Annotated in this window: 16 protein-coding genes; 13 read left to right on the top strand and 3 right to left on the bottom strand. The window is 57.6% G+C overall.

Translation table 11 applies throughout. The annotated features are described in order from the left end of the window. Window positions 1–56: 56 nt before the first annotated feature. The 9 genes from ABD819_RS02265 to ABD819_RS02225 all read left to right on the top strand — a co-directional run bounded on the left by ABD819_RS02265 (window position 57) and on the right by ABD819_RS02225 (window position 7,300). Window positions 57–1,067: a beta-ketoacyl-ACP synthase III gene (locus tag ABD819_RS02265; RefSeq protein WP_345120519.1), complete on the top strand. Its 1,011-nt coding sequence runs from the start codon at window positions 57–59 to the stop codon at window positions 1,065–1,067. A gap of 145 nt (window positions 1,068–1,212) precedes the next feature. Continuing rightward, entirely contained in the window at window positions 1,213–1,776 is a 564-nt protein-coding gene (gene efp, locus ABD819_RS02260; RefSeq protein WP_345120517.1) for an elongation factor P, read from the top strand. A gap of 124 nt (window positions 1,777–1,900) precedes the next feature. Then, window positions 1,901–2,371: an acetyl-CoA carboxylase biotin carboxyl carrier protein gene (gene accB / locus ABD819_RS02255; RefSeq protein WP_345120515.1), complete on the top strand. Its 471-nt coding sequence runs from the start codon at window positions 1,901–1,903 to the stop codon at window positions 2,369–2,371. A 165-nt stretch (window positions 2,372–2,536) separates the two neighbouring features. Continuing rightward, entirely contained in the window at window positions 2,537–3,883 is a 1,347-nt protein-coding gene (gene accC / locus ABD819_RS02250; protein WP_345120513.1) for an acetyl-CoA carboxylase biotin carboxylase subunit, read from the top strand. Between the two features lie 82 nt (window positions 3,884–3,965). Continuing rightward, window positions 3,966–4,571, top strand: coding sequence for a hypothetical protein (locus tag ABD819_RS02245; protein ID WP_345120511.1), 606 nt, complete (start codon window positions 3,966–3,968; stop codon window positions 4,569–4,571). A gap of 63 nt (window positions 4,572–4,634) precedes the next feature. Continuing rightward, window positions 4,635–4,955: a hypothetical protein gene (locus ABD819_RS02240; RefSeq protein ID WP_345120509.1), complete on the top strand. Its 321-nt coding sequence runs from the start codon at window positions 4,635–4,637 to the stop codon at window positions 4,953–4,955. A gap of 93 nt (window positions 4,956–5,048) precedes the next feature. Continuing rightward, window positions 5,049–5,477: a hypothetical protein gene (locus tag ABD819_RS02235; protein WP_345120507.1), complete on the top strand. Its 429-nt coding sequence runs from the start codon at window positions 5,049–5,051 to the stop codon at window positions 5,475–5,477. Window positions 5,478–5,587: 110 nt separating this feature from the next. Next, a complete protein-coding gene (locus ABD819_RS02230; protein ID WP_345120505.1) occupies window positions 5,588–6,964 on the top strand; it encodes a dihydrolipoamide acetyltransferase family protein in 1,377 nt (458 codons plus the stop codon). A 138-nt stretch (window positions 6,965–7,102) separates the two neighbouring features. After that, complete coding sequence (locus ABD819_RS02225) at window positions 7,103–7,300, top strand: hypothetical protein (RefSeq protein ID WP_345120503.1); 198 nt, start codon at window positions 7,103–7,105, stop codon at window positions 7,298–7,300. Window positions 7,301–7,379: 79 nt separating this feature from the next. Here ABD819_RS02225 and ABD819_RS02220 read toward each other — a convergent pair whose 3' ends face one another. Continuing rightward, complete coding sequence (locus tag ABD819_RS02220) at window positions 7,380–10,010, bottom strand: valine--tRNA ligase (protein ID WP_345120501.1); 2,631 nt, start codon at window positions 10,008–10,010, stop codon at window positions 7,380–7,382. Between the two features lie 395 nt (window positions 10,011–10,405). On the opposite strand from ABD819_RS02220, the gene ABD819_RS02215 reads away from it, so the two are divergent. Together ABD819_RS02215 and ABD819_RS02210 are read left to right on the top strand one after the other, a co-directional pair. After that, entirely contained in the window at window positions 10,406–11,290 is an 885-nt protein-coding gene (locus ABD819_RS02215) for a carbon-nitrogen hydrolase family protein (protein WP_345120498.1), read from the top strand. Window positions 11,291–11,530: 240 nt separating this feature from the next. Further along, on the top strand, window positions 11,531–12,586 hold the full coding sequence (locus ABD819_RS02210) for an adenine nucleotide alpha hydrolase family protein (protein WP_345120496.1): 1,056 nt from the start codon (window positions 11,531–11,533) through the stop codon (window positions 12,584–12,586). Between the two features lie 70 nt (window positions 12,587–12,656). Here the strand turns inward: ABD819_RS02210 and ABD819_RS02205 are convergent, their stop codons facing one another. After that, complete coding sequence (locus ABD819_RS02205) at window positions 12,657–13,007, bottom strand: 4Fe-4S dicluster domain-containing protein (RefSeq protein WP_345120494.1); 351 nt, start codon at window positions 13,005–13,007, stop codon at window positions 12,657–12,659. Window positions 13,008–13,189: 182 nt separating this feature from the next. On the opposite strand from ABD819_RS02205, the gene ABD819_RS02200 reads away from it, so the two are divergent. Together ABD819_RS02200 and ABD819_RS02195 are read left to right on the top strand one after the other, a co-directional pair. Then, the gene (locus ABD819_RS02200) at window positions 13,190–14,203 is read left to right on the top strand and encodes an acyl-CoA reductase (protein ID WP_345120492.1); all 1,014 of its coding nucleotides are present in this window, start codon (window positions 13,190–13,192) and stop codon (window positions 14,201–14,203) included. Between the two features lie 96 nt (window positions 14,204–14,299). Further along, entirely contained in the window at window positions 14,300–14,605 is a 306-nt protein-coding gene (locus tag ABD819_RS02195) for a hypothetical protein (protein WP_345120490.1), read from the top strand. A 172-nt stretch (window positions 14,606–14,777) separates the two neighbouring features. Here ABD819_RS02195 and ABD819_RS02190 read toward each other — a convergent pair whose 3' ends face one another. Beyond that, the gene (locus ABD819_RS02190) at window positions 14,778–15,647 is read right to left on the bottom strand and encodes a nucleoside phosphorylase (protein ID WP_345120488.1); all 870 of its coding nucleotides are present in this window, start codon (window positions 15,645–15,647) and stop codon (window positions 14,778–14,780) included. Between the last annotated feature and the right edge of the window lie 33 nt (window positions 15,648–15,680).

The following is a 15,680-nucleotide window of genomic DNA, read 5'->3' as shown; positions in this document are numbered from 1 at the left end:
GGTTCTGCTTCGGCCCTGATTCCCATTTTTCGCCTGCCCCGCCTACTTTTGCCCGTATGAAGATTACTGCTGCCATCACTGGTGTGGGTGCCTATGTACCCGACTATGTGCTCACCAATGCCGAGCTGGAAAGGCTGGTGGATACCAACGACGAGTGGATAATGTCGCGAACGGGTATCCGGGAGCGGCGCATTCTGAAGGGTGACAACCAGGGCACTTCGGTGATGGGCATCAAGGCCGTGCAGCAGCTGCTCGACAAAACCGGCACTAACCCCGAGGACGTGGAACTCTTGATTTGCGCAACTACCACCCCCGATGTGCTGTTCCCGGCCACGGCCAACATCATTTCCAATGGCGTGGGTATTACCCGTGCATTCAGCTATGACCTGAATGCGGCCTGCTCGAGCTTTCTGTTCGCCCTGGCGACGGCCGCGCAGTTCATTCAGGCAGGCACTTACAAAAAGGTGATTGTGGTGGGGGCCGATAAAATGTCGGCCATCGTGGACTACACCGACCGCGCCAACTGCATTCTCTTCGGGGATGCCGCCGCAGCGGTGCTCCTTGAGCCCAGCACCGATGGTTTCGGCATTCTCGACCATGTGCTGCGCACCGATGGCAGCGGCGAGTCTTACCTGCATCAGAAAGCCGGCGGCAGCCGCCGCCCCCCGTCCCACGCCACCGTGGATAACAAGGAGCACTACATCTACCAGGAAGGGGCCACGGTATTCAAGTTTGCCGTGAAAAGCATGGCCGACGTGGCCGCTCAGGTGATGGAGCGCAACCACCTCAGCAAGGATGATGTGGCCTGGCTGGTGCCCCACCAGGCCAACAAGCGCATTATTGACGCCACCGCTAACCGCATGGGCGTAGGCCCGGAAAAGGTGATGCTCAACATTGACCGCTACGGCAACACCACCAACGCCACCATTCCGCTGTGCCTGGCCGACTATGAAAGCCAGCTGCACCGCGGCGATAACCTCGTGCTGGCGGCCTTTGGCGGCGGCTTCACCTGGGGTTCCATCTACCTCAAGTGGGCCTATGATGGCGATAAAGTAGCTGTTAGCTAATGGCTGCTGGCTGTTAGCTCATTCATATTGCCGTAATTTTAACCACCGCCAGCTGTTGGCTTGCTCCCAGCTAAGCGCCTGCTTCCAAAACACCCACCTAAAATCAGCCACTAGCTAACAGCTATCGGCTAATAGCTTAACTAAAATGGCAAGTACCGCCGACTTCCGCAACGGCCTCGTTCTCAATTACAACAACGAGCTGCACGTAATCACCGAGTTTCAGCACGTGAAGCCCGGCAAAGGCCCCGCCTTCGTGCGCACCAAGATGCGCAACATCAAAACCGGCCGCACCATCGACAACACCTTCAACGCCGGCGTGAAGGTGGAAACGGCCCGCGTGGAGCAGCGCCCCCACCAGTTCCTTTACAAGGACGATTACGGCTACAACTTTATGGACAATGCGACCTTCGAGCAGGTCGTACTGCCCGAGGCCATGCTGCCCTTCGCCGACCTGATGAAGGAAGGCCAGGAAGTAACCATCCTCATGCACGCCGAAACCGAGCTGCCGCTGACGGCAGAGCTGCCCACCACCGTTGACCTGGTGGTGACGTACACCGAGCCCGGCCTGAAGGGTGACACCGCCACTAACACGCTGAAGCCTGCCACGGTGGAAACCGGGGCCCGCATTCAAGTGCCGCTGTTCATCGATACGGACACCAAAATTCGCATCAAGACCAGCGACTACAGCTACGTCGAGCGCGTGAAGTAGCTTTTGTTAAGCTGTTAGCCGATAGCTGTTAGCTATTAGCTGATGTTTCAAAAAAAGCCAAAAGCTAGCAGCTAAAAGCTAGCAGCTAATCAAGATGTCAAACCCGCCCAAAAAGGACGCTTCCATGAAAGCTAAAGAATTACAGGAGTTGCTCGATTTTATCGCCAAATCGGGCCTCAACAAGGTCAACATTGAAACCGAGGAGTTTAAAATCTCGGTTCAGCGCGACCCCAACACCAAGCAGATTGTGAGCATGGCTGCTCCGGCCGCCGCCGCTGCGCCGGCTCCGGCAGCAGCACCCGTCGCCTCGGCCCTGGCCGCTGCCCCCGCACCGGCTGCTGCCGAAGCTCCTGCCGGCAATACCAAGTCCCTGAAAGCGCCCATGATTGGTACTTTTTACCGCAGCAGCGGCCCCGACACTCCCTCCTTTGTACAGGTGGGCGACATGGTGGAGAAGGGCCAGGTTATCTGCATTATTGAAGCCATGAAGCTGTTCAACGAAATTGAAGCCGAAGAAAGCGGCCGCATCGTGAAAGCCCTGGTAGAGAATGCCACGCCGGTGGAGTATGACCAGCCGTTGTTCTTGATTGAATAGTTACTCCCGTTTGTCATTTGTTATCCGTCATCCTGAGCTTGCGAAGGACCTTATCACGAGCGAACAGTTTGCAGTATTTCGTTTGATTACTGCAAATCGTTCTGTCCTGGCAAGGTCCTTCGCTCCGCTCAGGATGACAGGTTTTACCCCAGAACTTCCCACCCAATGTTCAAGAAAATACTCATTGCTAACCGGGGCGAAATTGCCCTGCGCATTATCCGCACCTGCAAGGAAATGGGCATCAAAACGGTGGCCGTGTACTCGACTGCCGATAAGGAAAGCCTGCATGTGAAGTTTGCGGATGAGGCCGTGTGCATCGGCCCGCCCGCCTCGGCGCAGTCGTACCTGAGCATGCCCAACCTGATTGCGGCCGCCGAAATCACCAACGCCGACGCCATTCACCCCGGCTACGGTTTCCTGAGCGAAAACGCGGAATTCTCGCGCATCTGCGCTGAAAACGGCATCAAGTTCATCGGGGCCTCGCCCGAGATGATTAACCAGATGGGCGACAAGGCCACGGCCAAAGCCACGATGATTAAGGCCGGCGTGCCCTGCATTCCGGGCTCGGTGGGCCTGCTCGACTCAGTGGAGCAGGGCAAGAAAATTGCCAACAAAATCAAGTACCCCGTCATCATCAAGGCCACGGCGGGCGGCGGCGGGCGCGGCATGCGCATCATTCATTCCGACGACGAATTTCAGAAAGCCTGGGACGATGCCCGCACGGAATCGAAGGCGGCCTTCGGCAACGACGGTATGTACCTGGAGAAGTTCGTGGTGGAGCCGCGCCACATTGAGGTGCAGCTGGTGGGCGACCAGTTCGGCCACGTCTGCCACCTCTCGGAGCGCGACTGCAGCATCCAGCGCCGCCACCAGAAACTGGTGGAGGAGGCCCCTTCGCCGTTTATGACGGATGCGCTGCGTGAGAAAATGGGCAAGGCGGCCATTGCCGGCGCTTCGGCCATCGGCTACGAAGGCGTGGGCACGATTGAGTTTCTGGTGGATAAAAACCGGGATTTCTACTTCATGGAGATGAACACCCGCATCCAGGTGGAGCACCCCGTGACCGAGGAAATCATCAACTACGACCTCATCAAGGAGCAAATCAAGGTGGCGGCGGGCATCCCGATTTCGGGCAAAAACTACTTCCCGAAGATGCACGCCATGGAGTGCCGCATCAACGCCGAAGACCCGCGCAATAACTTCCGCCCCGCCCCTGGCAAAATCACTACGCTGCACATCCCCGGCGGCCACGGCGTGCGCGTCGATACGCACGTGTACGCGGGCTACACCATCCCGCCCAACTACGACTCGATGATTGCCAAGCTCATCACCGTGGCCCAAACCCGTGAGGAGTGCATCGTGAAAATGAAGCGTGCCCTCAGCGAGTTCGTGGTGGAAGGCGTGAAAACGACCATTCCCTTCCACCTGGCGCTGATGGATAACGAGCAGTTCCGCGAAGGAAATTTCACGACGGCATTTTTGGAGCAGTCGTTCGATTTTTCGACCATTTAGGCGGTTAGCCAATTAAGAAAACAATAACGCCTGACCACCTGTGGTTAGGCGTTATTGTTTTAAATCTAATAGGGGTGCCACCATGAAGAAGCTTCTGATGCTAGCGCTACTTGCGGTATTTTGTCACTTCACAGCTTATGCAGACTACGAGCCCACACTACTGGCTGAGCTGATAGACAACTCTGATTTGATTGTGTATGCCGAAATCACCGCAGTGCGCAAAAATCACATAACTGTAAAAGTCTTGCAGGCCATAAAGGGCGTTCCTCCTGGGTCGGCAAATATTGAAAAATTTAAGGATTGGACTTGCGCTTTTCGTTTTGCTTCTTACAAGACTGGGCAACGCGAAATTCTATTTTTAAAGAAATCGAAACGCCATCAAAGCTTTTTTCCCTTGGGAGCGGCAAATGAAGGGGAATTGCCGGTGGCAAATAATATCGTTTACTATAAGCAGCAATATCTGGCACTTGACACGGCCCCCAAGTCATTTAAAATTTACGGAGGCGTTGTAAATGGCTATTCATATGACAAAACGCAATTTATTGAAGCGCTAAAATTCTATTTACTAAATCGGGTTGTCATTCAGGATGACCTATCCAAGAATCAAGCTCGTATCGATACGATTCGCAACCCGGCACTTTCGCGAATTCTACATGAATTTCACGAACAACATTTTAGAACTTACTAAGCACTGCACTTCATGCAAATTATTACATCTACTCGCCTTTTTTCTTCTCTCATTTTAATTGGTGTGTCTATTGCCCTCACTGCCTGCACCGACTCCTGCAATGGCAACATCGAAACCACCGTGCTCTACGCCAAGCCTGGTCCTAAAGGCGTGGGTCGGTCCACGTACGTTGATGTGTTGAACAAACCAGGTTTGGGCATCAAAAAGACGCTGCTTTACGAAGGCAAGGAATTTGGCACTTTCGAGCATGTCATCATCATCAATGACCCGAAAAGCCAATTCGCCAGCAACAAGACCATCTGCTTCACAAACTACCAGGCCAACGCCCCGGAAAGCGGCGGCGATTTGAATGAGGAAGGTATTCCCGTAATCACGGTGGAATAATCGGCCCAAATCAATACGACATCTCCTGCAATCCCCGAAAGTGGCTAAGGCTTCTGATTAGGAGCTTTAGCCACTTTCATTTTTTTCAAGTCGATGGCCATTCATTCTCTTCGCGTGCATCTGCTTCTGCTGGCTGCGCTGGGCTGTGGCAGTTTTGCGATGGCACAAACTGCCCCGCCAAAGCCGGGCCGCGACACCGTTTTTGCGGTACGCAAACTGTTTCGGGAGAAGCGTGCCAGTGGTGCTGGCCTGTTGGCGGCCGGGTATAGCGCGGCCAGCCGCACCAAGTACGTTCAACAGAGTGCTAACCGCTCCACCAGGGTTGAAAAACGCCCGGATGCGCTGGGGAGCGCTGTTTTTTACGGGGTGGGCATGCTAAAGGATAGTCGGTACAGCGTCGAAAATGAGGTGTCTGTGCTCAAACTCTACGCTGAGGGCTGGGGATTGCCGCCCGACATCCGTCGGAAGCTGCGCCGCAAGCACTTCCACCGCACTACGCGCGACGTGCTGTCGAATCAGTAAATATTAAAACGCCCCCGGTGCCCAATGCGCCGGGGGCGTTCGGCTTTCTGGCTACCTTTGCTGCACTAAAACTCCCACCCCACCCTAATTCCCCAAATACCCCTCCTAATATGGCACGAGTGGAAATGACGATGCCCAAAATGGGCGAAAGCATCATGGAAGGCACCGTCCTGAAATGGCTCAAGCAAGTTGGCGACACCATTGAGCAGGACGAATCAGTACTGGAAGTGGCCACCGATAAAGTTGACACCGAAGTCCCCGCCATCTACGCGGGTGTATTGACGGAAATTCTGGTGCAGGAAGGCCAGGTAGTGGCCGTGGGCGCGCCCATCGCCATCATGGAAACCGATGCGGCTGCCGCTGGTGCCGCCGCGCCAGCCAGTGCCCCCACCGCTCCGCAGGCCGCCCCTGCCCCATCCAGCAACGGTAGCGTCGTGCCCTACCTGCCCGAGCCCTCCGACCCCCAGGCCGTGCAAACGGCGGGAGCCGTCCATCAGCCCGGCCGCTTCCTTTCGCCGCTGGTGCTGAGCATTGCCCGCGAAGAAAGCGTGAGCATGAGCGACCTGGAGTACCTGCCCGGCACTGGCAAAGAAGGCCGCGTGACCAAGAAAGATATTCTGGACTACGTAGCCGGTGGCAAGCAGCCGCTGACGGCCGCTGCGGCCCCGGCAGCTCCGGTTGCGGTCCCGGCCCCCGCCGCCCAGCCCCAAGCCGCTCCGGCTGCTGCGGCTACCGTCGCCCCGGCTGCCAGCGTGAAGCCCGTGCCGAGCGTGAGCGGCGGCCAGGAGCTGATTGAGATGGACCGGATGCGCAAGATGATTGCGCAGCGCATGGTTGATTCGGTACGCATTTCGCCCCACGTCACCAGCTTCGTGGAAGCCGACGTGACGACCATCGTGAACTGGCGCAACAAGCACAAGGATGCCTACAAGAAGCGCGAAGGCGAAAACCTCACCTTCACGCCCATCTTCATTCAGGCCGTGGCCCGCGCCATTCAGGATTTCCCGTTGATTAATGTGTCGATTGATGGCGACTACATCATCAAGAAGCGCGACATCAACATTGGCGTGGCCGTGGCCCTGCCCAGCGGCAACCTGATTGTGCCGGTCATCCACAACGCCGACCAGCTCAACCTGAACGGGCTGAGCAAGAAGATGAACGACCTGGCCAACCGCGCCCGCGCCAACAAGCTGAAGCCCGAGGACCTGGAAGGCGGCACCTACACGCTGAGCAACGTGGGCTCGTTCGGCAACGTGATGGGCACGCCCATCATCATGCAGCCGCAGGTGGCCATCATGGCCGTGGGCGCGATTAAGAAGAAGCCCGCCGTGATTGAAACGCCGCAGGGCGACTTGATTGGCGTGCGCCAGTTCATGTTCCTCTCGCACAGCTACGACCACCGTGTGGTGGATGGCTCGCTCGGCGGCATGTTCGTGCGCAAAGTAGCCGATTATCTGGAGCAGTTCGACCCGAATACGGCTATTTAGGGCCTTTGACAACTTATTTGGAACGTCATGCTGAGCTTGCCGAAGCATCTCTACCGCGCCACTAATCAGTTTTAGTGTTGCGATAGAGATGCTTCGACAAGCTCAGCATGACGTTCTATTTTATTATTCCTTTGAATCATGAAGAACCTTGTTTTCCTCGGGGCGCTGGTGCTGGCCCTCGGCCTCATCGGCTATTTATACCAACAGCTCACGGCCACCGAAAAAGCGTTACAGTTGTCCGAGAAGCGCTTCCAGGATTGCGAGAAAGTCACCTTCCAACTGCAAAACCAATTGGCTCCGCTCCAGAAGAAACAGCAGGGTGGCGTACCGCAATAGATTTTATCACGGGGAATACTAAATGCAAAAAACCGCTTCCTGAGCCAGGAAGCGGTTTTTTGTTAAATGCAATTGTCTTTTACAACGCCTTCAGGGCCTGTTCCAGCGCCACAATTTTAGTTTCAGCATCGGCCAGCTTCTGGCGCTCACGCTCCAGCACGTCGGGTTTGGCATTTTGGGCAAACTTCTCGTTACCCAGCTTTTTCTGCACCGAGTCGCGAAAGCCCTGGGCATACTCCAGCTCTTTTTCGAGGCGGGTGCGCTCGGCCGCCATATCAATGTGGCCTTCGAGCGGGATGAAGAACTCGCTGCCGCCCAGCACGAAACTCACCGAGGCGGCCGGGCCGGCATCGGCCAAACTCACCTCCGAAATGCTACCCAGCTTGCGGATAATGCCGTCGTAATCGGACAGCAGCGCGGGGTCGTCGGTTTTAGCCACCAGGGCTAAGGGCTTATTAGGGCCGAGGTTCTTCTGGTTGCGCACGCTGCGGATGCTGGCCACGATGGCCAGCGCTTTGTCCATGTTGGCCAGGGTTTCGGCGCTGTTGGCGGGGGCGGTGGCGCGGGGCCAGGGGGCCACGGTCACGTAGTCGCGGGGGCCGCGCTCGGCCAGCTCGTGCCAAAGCTCTTCGGTAATGAAGGGCATGAAGGGGTGTAGCAGCTTGAGCAGCGTTTCGAGGTAGGCCGTGGTGTGGCGCAGGGTTTCGGTATCGATGGGGTGCTGGTAGGCCGGCTTCACCATTTCCAGGTACAGGGCGCAGAAATCATCCCACACCAGCTTGTAGATGGTCATCAGTGCGTCGCTCATCCGGAACTTCTCGAAATGGTCGTCCATCTCGACAATGGCGGCCTGCAGCCTGGCATTGAACCACGTCACCGCCTTCTCATTCACAAAAGGCAGGGAGGCATCCACTTCCCAGCCTTTCACGAGGCGGAAGGCGTTCCAGAGCTTGTTCGAGAAGTTGCGGCCCTGCTCCACCAGCTTGATATCATAGAGCAGGTCGTTGCCGGCCGGGGCCGAGAACAGCATGCCGGTGCGCACGCCATCGGCCCCGTATTGGGCGATGAGGTCGAGCGGGTCGGGCGAGTTGCCGAGCTGCTTGCTCATCTTGCGGCCCTGGGCATCGCGCACGATGCCGGTGAGGTACACGTTCTTAAACGGCACCTCCTGGCGGTACTCGATGCCGGCCATTATCATGCGGGCTACCCAGAAAAACAGGATGTCGGGCCCCGTCACCAGGTCGTTGGTGGGGTAGAAATAGTTGATGTCGGCGTTGTCGGGGTCTTTAAAACCATCGAACACTGAAATGGGCCACAGCCACGACGAAAACCAGGTATCGAGCACGTCCTCGTCCTGGCGCAGGTCGCTGAGCTGCAAATCGGCCTTGCCGCTTTGGGCGCGGGCCTGGTTCAGCGCGTCCTCGGCCGTGAGGGCTACTACGAACGTGCCATCGGGCAGGTAGTAGGCCGGAATCTGCTGGCCCCACCACAGCTGGCGCGAGATGCACCAGTCGCGCACGTTCTCCATCCAGGCCCGGTACATGTTCTTAAACTTGGGCGGATGCAGGCGCACGGTGTCGTTTTCCACGGCATCCAGGGCGGGCTTGGCCAGGTGCTCCATTTTCATGAACCACTGCAAGGAGAGCTTGGGCTCAATCACGGCCTTGGTGCGCTCCGAAGTCTGCACGATGCTGGCGTACTCCTCGATTTTAACGAGCAGCCCGGCTTCCTGGAGGTCTTTGGCGATTTGCTTGCGCGCCGCAAACCGGTCCTGGCCCACGTAGAGTACGGCTTTCTCGTTCAGCGTGCCGTTGTCGGCCAGAATGTCGATAACGGGCAGGTTGTGCTTCACGCCCAGCTCGTAGTCGTTCAGGTCGTGCGCGGGCGTCACTTTCAGCGCGCCGGTACCGAAATCGATGGACACGTACTCGTCAAAAATCACCGGGATTTCGCGGCCCAGCAACGGGATGCGCACCGACTGGCCCGCCAGGTGGGCAAAACGCGGGTCATTGGGGTTTACGGCCACGGCCACGTCGGCCATAATCGTTTCGGGCCGCGAGGTAGCCACGGTCAGGAACTGGCCCTCCTGCCCTACTACCGCGTAGTTCAGATAGTACATTTTGGCCTGCACATCCTTGGCAATCACCTCCTCATCGGAGATGGCGGTGCGGCCTTCGGGGTCCCAGTTCACCATGCGTACACCACGGTAAATAAGGCCTTTATTGTAGAGGTCCACGAATACGCGGAGCACGGCATCGGTCAGGTCGGGCTCCATGGTGAAGCGCGTGCGGTCCCAGTCGCAGGACGCGCCCAGCTTCTTGAGCTGCTCCAGAATAATGCCGCCGTACTTGTCCTTCCACTCGAAGGCGTGGGCCAGAAATTGCTCGCGGGTGAGGTCACTTTTGGCGATGCCCTGCTCCTTCAGCAGGGCTACTACCTTGGCCTCGGTGGCAATGCTGGCGTGGTCGGTACCGGGCACCCAGCAGGCTTCCTTGCCCTGCATGCGGGCCCGGCGCACCAGCACGTCCTGAATCGTGTTATTGAGCATGTGCCCCATGTGGAGCACGCCGGTCACGTTGGGCGGCGGGATAACAACGGTGTAGGGCGTTTTCTTAGGATTGGGTTTGGCCTTGAAAAAGCCCTGCTCCTGCCAACGCTGGTACCATTTGGCTTCAACGTCGGTGGGCGAGTAAGTAGTGGCGAGGGACATAGAGAAAGATGCAAAAAGCAGGAACCGCAAAAATAGGCATTAGAACCGGGCCTGCTCCTCGGCACGCTCGCAACAGGGCAGCAGGCGCACTTCTCATGTCCGCTGCCCACCTCCCTTCAGGAGTTTAAGCCACATTAAAATTTCATTAAAAATTCATCATCGACTTTTTTTGGCTGTCAGAATTGTGACAAGAATTTTTAAATTACTTGCTTTCAGTCTATTGATTCAGTTTCCTACTGCCAAAAGCAACTTCCCCGGGTACTCGTGCACGCGCGCCTGTCTCCGACGACTCAAAATGAAAGGGAAAGTTTAATCCGAGCTTTGTACCTTCCGAATGATTTTTTCGACTTGCACTCAACGCGCCCATGGCTACACTTTTTACCTTTCGTAAACCTGTGCCCGTTCCCCCTGCCCCGGTTGCCGTTCCCGCCAGCCTGGGCACGATGCGCATCGGCATGGGGCAGTTGCTGGTAGAAGGCGGCGAGCCGGCCCGCAACCTGGCCCGCGCCGTGGAACAAATTGCCGCCGCCGCCGCTCAGCAGTGCGACCTGGTACTGTTGCCCGAAACCCTCGACTTTGCCTGGACGCACCCCAGCGCCCTCTACGAAGCCCAGCCCATTCCGGGGCCCTTCAGCGACCAGCTTTGCCAGGCGGCAGCCCTCCACGGGCTATACGTGTGTGCCGGCCTCACCGAGCGCGCGGCCGATGGCCGCAACTACAACGCCGCCATTCTCATTGACCCGCAGGGCACTATCATTCTCAAGTATCACAAAATCAACCTACTGGATATCGAGCAGCCGTTTTATGCCGTGGGCCAGACACTGAATGTGGTCGATACGCCGCTGGGCAAAATCGGGGTCAATATCTGCGCTGATAACTACCTCGATGGGCTGCCTATCGGCCACACATTAGCTCGCATGGGAGCCGAATTTATTATTGCTCCCTCGTCGTGGACAGTCGACTACTCTATCACGGAGGAACACGACCCGTACGAAGAAAAATGGGTGCGTCCGTTTTCAATCCTGGCCAAGCTCTATAACGTGGTAGTGGTGAGCACTACGTCGGTGGGCTACATCGTGGGTGGCCCTTACGAAGGCAAGAAAAGTGTGGGCTGCTCGCTGGCCGTTGATGCGCAGGGCATTCAGGCCCAGGGTGCGTTCAATGAATTTGCCGGACAATTGGTAGTAGCCGACCTGAACCGTCCCAATCGAACTGAAAAAGGTACCGATATTGGCCTGATGCTGCAACGCAAAGGCTTCCGATTCGACCAATTACCCTAAGTTTTACTCCATCCTTTCGTTTCCTGCATTTTTTATTATCGCTGCCCACCCCGGCTACCTCCGCAGCGGCCCCTTAGTCCTTCACCTTTGCCGACCCAAATTCATCCTTCCGATACCCGGCTTGCCCCGGACCGCAAGGTTTATCATCAGCGCTGCACGCGCTGCGTGATGGACACAACCGCACCGGGAATTACGTTTACTGCGGAGGGAACCTGCTCATTTTGCGCGGTGCATGACCGCATGGAAGCAGCTTTTCCGCTGGGCGAGGCGGGCCGCCGCACCGTGCAAAAGCTGGCGAACGAAATGCGGCGGGCCGGGCACGGCAAGCGCTACGATTGCGTAATAGGCCTCAGCGGCGGCCGCGACAGCACTTACACGCTCTGGTACTGCGTGACCCAGCTCAAGCTGCGCCCGCTGGCCGTGCATTTCAACGACGGCTTCGGCAATCCCATTGCCGGCGAAAATATGGTACGTACCTGCCAGCGCCTGGGCGTGGAGCTGCGCACCGTCACTTCGGACTGGCGTGAGTCGAAAGACCTTAAAATCGCCTTTTTGAAAGCTTCCGTGCCCGATATGGAGGAAGGTACCGACCTGGGCATTGCGACAGCGCTGTATGGAGTGGCCGCTAAGGAAGGCGTCAGGCACCTGGTAATCGGCCAGTCGTTCCGCACCGAAGGCATTGCCCCGCTCAGCTGGAACTACCTGGACGGCAAGTACCTGCGCTCCGTGCATCAGCAGTTTGGCACGGTACCGCTGCGACGCTGGCAGCCCAACGACCCTGGCTTCAATCTCGGCATCAAGGAGATGTTTTACTACGCCTTCCTTCGGCGCATCAAAACCGTCACGCTCCTATACCATCTGGACTACGTGCGCACCGAAGTAGACGAGCTACTGGTGCGCGAGCTGGCCTGGAAGAGCCCCGGCGCACATTATTCCGACGACCTTTATCAGAGCCTGATTTACTACCTCAACCGCGTCAAGTTCAACATCGACCGCCGGCTGTTCAACTACTCCGCGCTGGTACGCTCGGAGCAAATGAGCCGGGAAGTGGCCATGGACCGCATTTCCCGCATCAATTCCATTGAGGATGAAGCCGTGGTGGCCCTTTGCATCAAGCGTCTTGGCCTCACGCGTAGCGAGTTTGAGCAGATTGTGGCCACACCGCCCAAAACCTTCCACGACTATCCGAACAGCTACGCCTTTTTGCGTCTGCTCCGGCTACCCATCAAGCTCATGAGCCGGCTCAATCTGATTCCCGAGTCAGCTTACGACAAGTTTTTTAATTGCGGCACCTGAGATTATCCAATTGCAAAAGAGGCCGCTCCATTGCTGGAGCGGCCTCTTTTATGGCATTAATATCGAATTTCTAAGCGGCGATGTGCAGCCACTCTTTCTTTTCGAGGAGGCGCTCGCGGGTTTCGCGGTAATCGGGGTCATCTACGCAACAGTCGACGGGGCACACGGCAGCGCACTGCGGCTCCTCATGGAAGCCCACGCATTCGGTGCATTTATCCGACACGATGTAGTAGTATTCGTCCGAAACCGGCGTCTGGGGGGCTGTGCCCGCTACCACCGCGCCATCGGGGGCTGTTACGTCCTTCAGGCTGGTGCCATCGGCCCAGCGCCACTGGGCACCACCTTCGTAAATAGCATTGTTGGGGCACTCCGGCTCGCAGGCACCACAGTTGATGCACTCGTCGGTTATCATGATGGCCATGGGGCGTCGGGGGTCAGAAGTGAAGGGTAAAACCAATACGAAACGCGCCGGCTTTACGTAGAAAGCTCCGTTCGCGCCGTTCTTTGGTCCCACAAAATTAACCAACAACGACGGGCTTTGTACGGTTTCGACCAATTTTGCTGGGTATTTGCTCCTGCAGCTGCTCCGCCTACGCTTTTTTCATGACTCATTCCGAACGATTAGCTGCTTTTGTGGCCTTAGGCCAGCGCCTGGCCACCCTCTTGCCCGACGAGCTGGCCACGCTCGCCGCCCGGGCCCGCAACCAGAATGCGTGGTTCGATGCCCCCAGCGTGACGGCCGCCGTGGCCGGCATAGCCCACCTGCTGGCCGAGGAGCCGTTGCGCCGCTGGGCCGCCCGCTACCCCCCCGAGCCCACCGCCGTGCGGCAGATTGGCGTGGTGATGGCCGGCAACATTCCCCTGGTCGGCTTCCACGACCTGCTGTGCGTGCTGCTGAGCGGCCACGTACTACTGGCCAAGCCCAGCGCCGACGATACCGTGCTCATGGCTTGGGTAATGGAGGAGTTGACGCGGCTCGAACCCCGCTTTGCCGAGTTCATCAAGGTGATACCCCGGCTAAATGCGGCCGATGCGTTTATCGCCACCGGCTCGGACAATACGGCCCGGTATTTCGAATTCTACTTTGGTAAGAAGCCTAACCTCATCCGGCGCAACCGGACCAGCGTGGGCGTGCTCACGGGCCAGGAAACCAGCGCCGAGCTGGCCCGGCTGGGACCCGATATTTTTCAGTACTACGGGCTGGGCTGCCGCAATGTGAGCAAGCTGTTCGTGCCGACTGATTATGATTTCGTGCCGCTGCTCGACGCGCTTCACTCCTACGAGGGTGTGCTGCACCACCACAAGTACAACAACAATTACGACTACAACAAGAGCATTCTGCTGGTGAACCGCGTGCCGCACTACGACACGGGTTTCCTGCTGCTCACGCGCGCGCCGGGGTTGGTGTCGCCCATTTCGGTGCTGCATTACGCCGAATACGCCAGCGAAATTGACCTGGTCGACCAGCTGACCGATGTGGCTGCCCAAACGCAGTGCGTGGTATCGGCCGAAGGACGGTTTGCGGGCAGCCTCCCATTCGGACAGGCCCAGAGCCCCGGCGTGAGCGACTACGCCGACCGCGTGGACACGATGGAATTTCTGGCCCGGCTGGTGTAGTTTTTCATCGAAAACATAGACTGCGGCGCTTATTTTTCCGTTTTAAACGCAGCCGGCACCCACCCTATTTCCCCGGCGACTTAATCTCCCTGCCCTATGTCATTCACCCATAGCACTTCCACTGTCGAAATAGTTGAAAAAGAAGACATGAGCGGCATGCTTTTCGCCAACGAAGACGTGCTGCCCGACGAGGCTGCCCGCCAGCGCCGCCGGGCTGACGCCGACCGGGCCGTGACGCTCGGCAACGCCTACCACGGCAAGCTCGATATCTATTTTCAAACCGCCGATGGCCACGCCAAGCGCGTAGCCACCACCGTGTGGGCCGCCGATTCCGACCACCTCACCCTGAAATCGGGCATGTCGCTGCCGCTGCGCTCCGTGCTGGGTTTCGATTTCTACTAGACCACGGATTAGCGCGGATTTTTACGGATTTCACGGATTCCGTAGTCGATTTTTGAAACACAAAAAGGCCCGCTAATGCGGGCCTTTTTGTGTTTTTTTACTATCTGGGAATGCGATTTCGCGCCTTCTACAAAATCCGTGAAATCCGTAAAAATCCGCGCTAATCCGTGGTCTAGAGGCGTTGCAGGGTTTGCTCAATCATGGCATCGACTACGGCAGCGGCATTCTCAGCGAATTCGCCGGTTGCTCGGTTGGCCACAATGGCATTGAGCGAAAGCACCTCGTGGCCCAGCAAGCGGCCCAGGGCGTAGTAGCCGGCCGTTTCCATCTCAAAGTTGCTGAGGCGAAACTCCCCTTCGGCGCTCTGGTGACGGAAGTTCTGGAGGCGGGCAATATAGTCGGGCTGGCGCAGGTCGAGGCGCAGGCGGCGGCCCTGCGGCCCGTAGAAACCAGGGCAGGTGAGCGTGTTACCCATAATCATGCCCGCGCCGAGCTGCTCGCGCAGCAGGTCGGAACCGCGCACCACGTAGGGCGCGAACGGTAGCGCCAGGGTCTGCTGCAGCTCGGTGGCGATTTCAGTTTCCAGACCGGTTTCCATCAGTGGGTAGAACTGCATGAGGCTGTCAAGCCCCACGGCGTGCTCGGTGGCCAGCATGCTGCCAATCGGCACATCGGCCTGGAGGCTGCCGCTGGTGCCCAGCCGGATAATGCGCAGGCTGAGGCGCTCCTCAGCCGGGCGCACGGTGCGGGCCATGAAGTCGATGTTGACCAGCGCGTCCAACTCATTCATCACGATGTCGATATTGTCGGTGCCCATGCCGGTGCTGAGCACCGTGAGGCGCTTACCGCGATAGTAGCCCACGTGGGTCACGAATTCGCGGTGCGAGCCCTCAAACTCCACCGAATCGAAATGCCGGCTCACCTGAGCCACGCGGGCGGGGTCGCCCACGGTCAGGATGGTGTCGGAAATATGGTCGGGCAGCAGGTTCAGGTGGTAAATGCTGCCGTCGGGATTCAGGATGAGCTCGGAGGAGGGAATCATGATGTCAATTAAAAATTAAAAGTGAAGAATTAA

Source organism: Hymenobacter antarcticus, from assembly GCF_039539545.1.
Taxonomy (GTDB): domain Bacteria; phylum Bacteroidota; class Bacteroidia; order Cytophagales; family Hymenobacteraceae; genus Hymenobacter; species Hymenobacter antarcticus.
This window is presented reverse-complemented; position numbering and strand designations above follow the sequence as displayed.

Excerpts from the sequence above, each read along its gene's own strand:
- ABD819_RS02265 (WP_345120519.1), top strand. The coding sequence starts at position 57 with ATGAAGATTACTGCTGCCATCACTGGTGTGGGTGCCTATGTACCCGAC.
- efp (WP_345120517.1), top strand. The coding sequence starts at position 1,213 with ATGGCAAGTACCGCCGACTTCCGCAACGGCCTCGTTCTCAATTACAAC.
- accB (WP_345120515.1), top strand. The coding sequence starts at position 1,901 with ATGAAAGCTAAAGAATTACAGGAGTTGCTCGATTTTATCGCCAAATCG.
- accC (WP_345120513.1), top strand. The coding sequence starts at position 2,537 with ATGTTCAAGAAAATACTCATTGCTAACCGGGGCGAAATTGCCCTGCGC.
- ABD819_RS02245 (WP_345120511.1), top strand. The coding sequence starts at position 3,966 with ATGAAGAAGCTTCTGATGCTAGCGCTACTTGCGGTATTTTGTCACTTC.
- ABD819_RS02235 (WP_345120507.1), top strand. The coding sequence starts at position 5,049 with ATGGCCATTCATTCTCTTCGCGTGCATCTGCTTCTGCTGGCTGCGCTG.
- ABD819_RS02230 (WP_345120505.1), top strand. The coding sequence starts at position 5,588 with ATGGCACGAGTGGAAATGACGATGCCCAAAATGGGCGAAAGCATCATG.
- ABD819_RS02225 (WP_345120503.1), top strand. The coding sequence starts at position 7,103 with ATGAAGAACCTTGTTTTCCTCGGGGCGCTGGTGCTGGCCCTCGGCCTC.
- ABD819_RS02220 (WP_345120501.1), bottom strand. The coding sequence starts at position 10,010 with ATGTCCCTCGCCACTACTTACTCGCCCACCGACGTTGAAGCCAAATGG.
- ABD819_RS02210 (WP_345120496.1), top strand. The coding sequence starts at position 11,531 with ATGGAAGCAGCTTTTCCGCTGGGCGAGGCGGGCCGCCGCACCGTGCAA.
- ABD819_RS02205 (WP_345120494.1), bottom strand. The coding sequence starts at position 13,007 with ATGGCCATCATGATAACCGACGAGTGCATCAACTGTGGTGCCTGCGAG.
- ABD819_RS02200 (WP_345120492.1), top strand. The coding sequence starts at position 13,190 with ATGACTCATTCCGAACGATTAGCTGCTTTTGTGGCCTTAGGCCAGCGC.
- ABD819_RS02195 (WP_345120490.1), top strand. The coding sequence starts at position 14,300 with ATGTCATTCACCCATAGCACTTCCACTGTCGAAATAGTTGAAAAAGAA.
- ABD819_RS02190 (WP_345120488.1), bottom strand. The coding sequence starts at position 15,647 with ATGATTCCCTCCTCCGAGCTCATCCTGAATCCCGACGGCAGCATTTAC.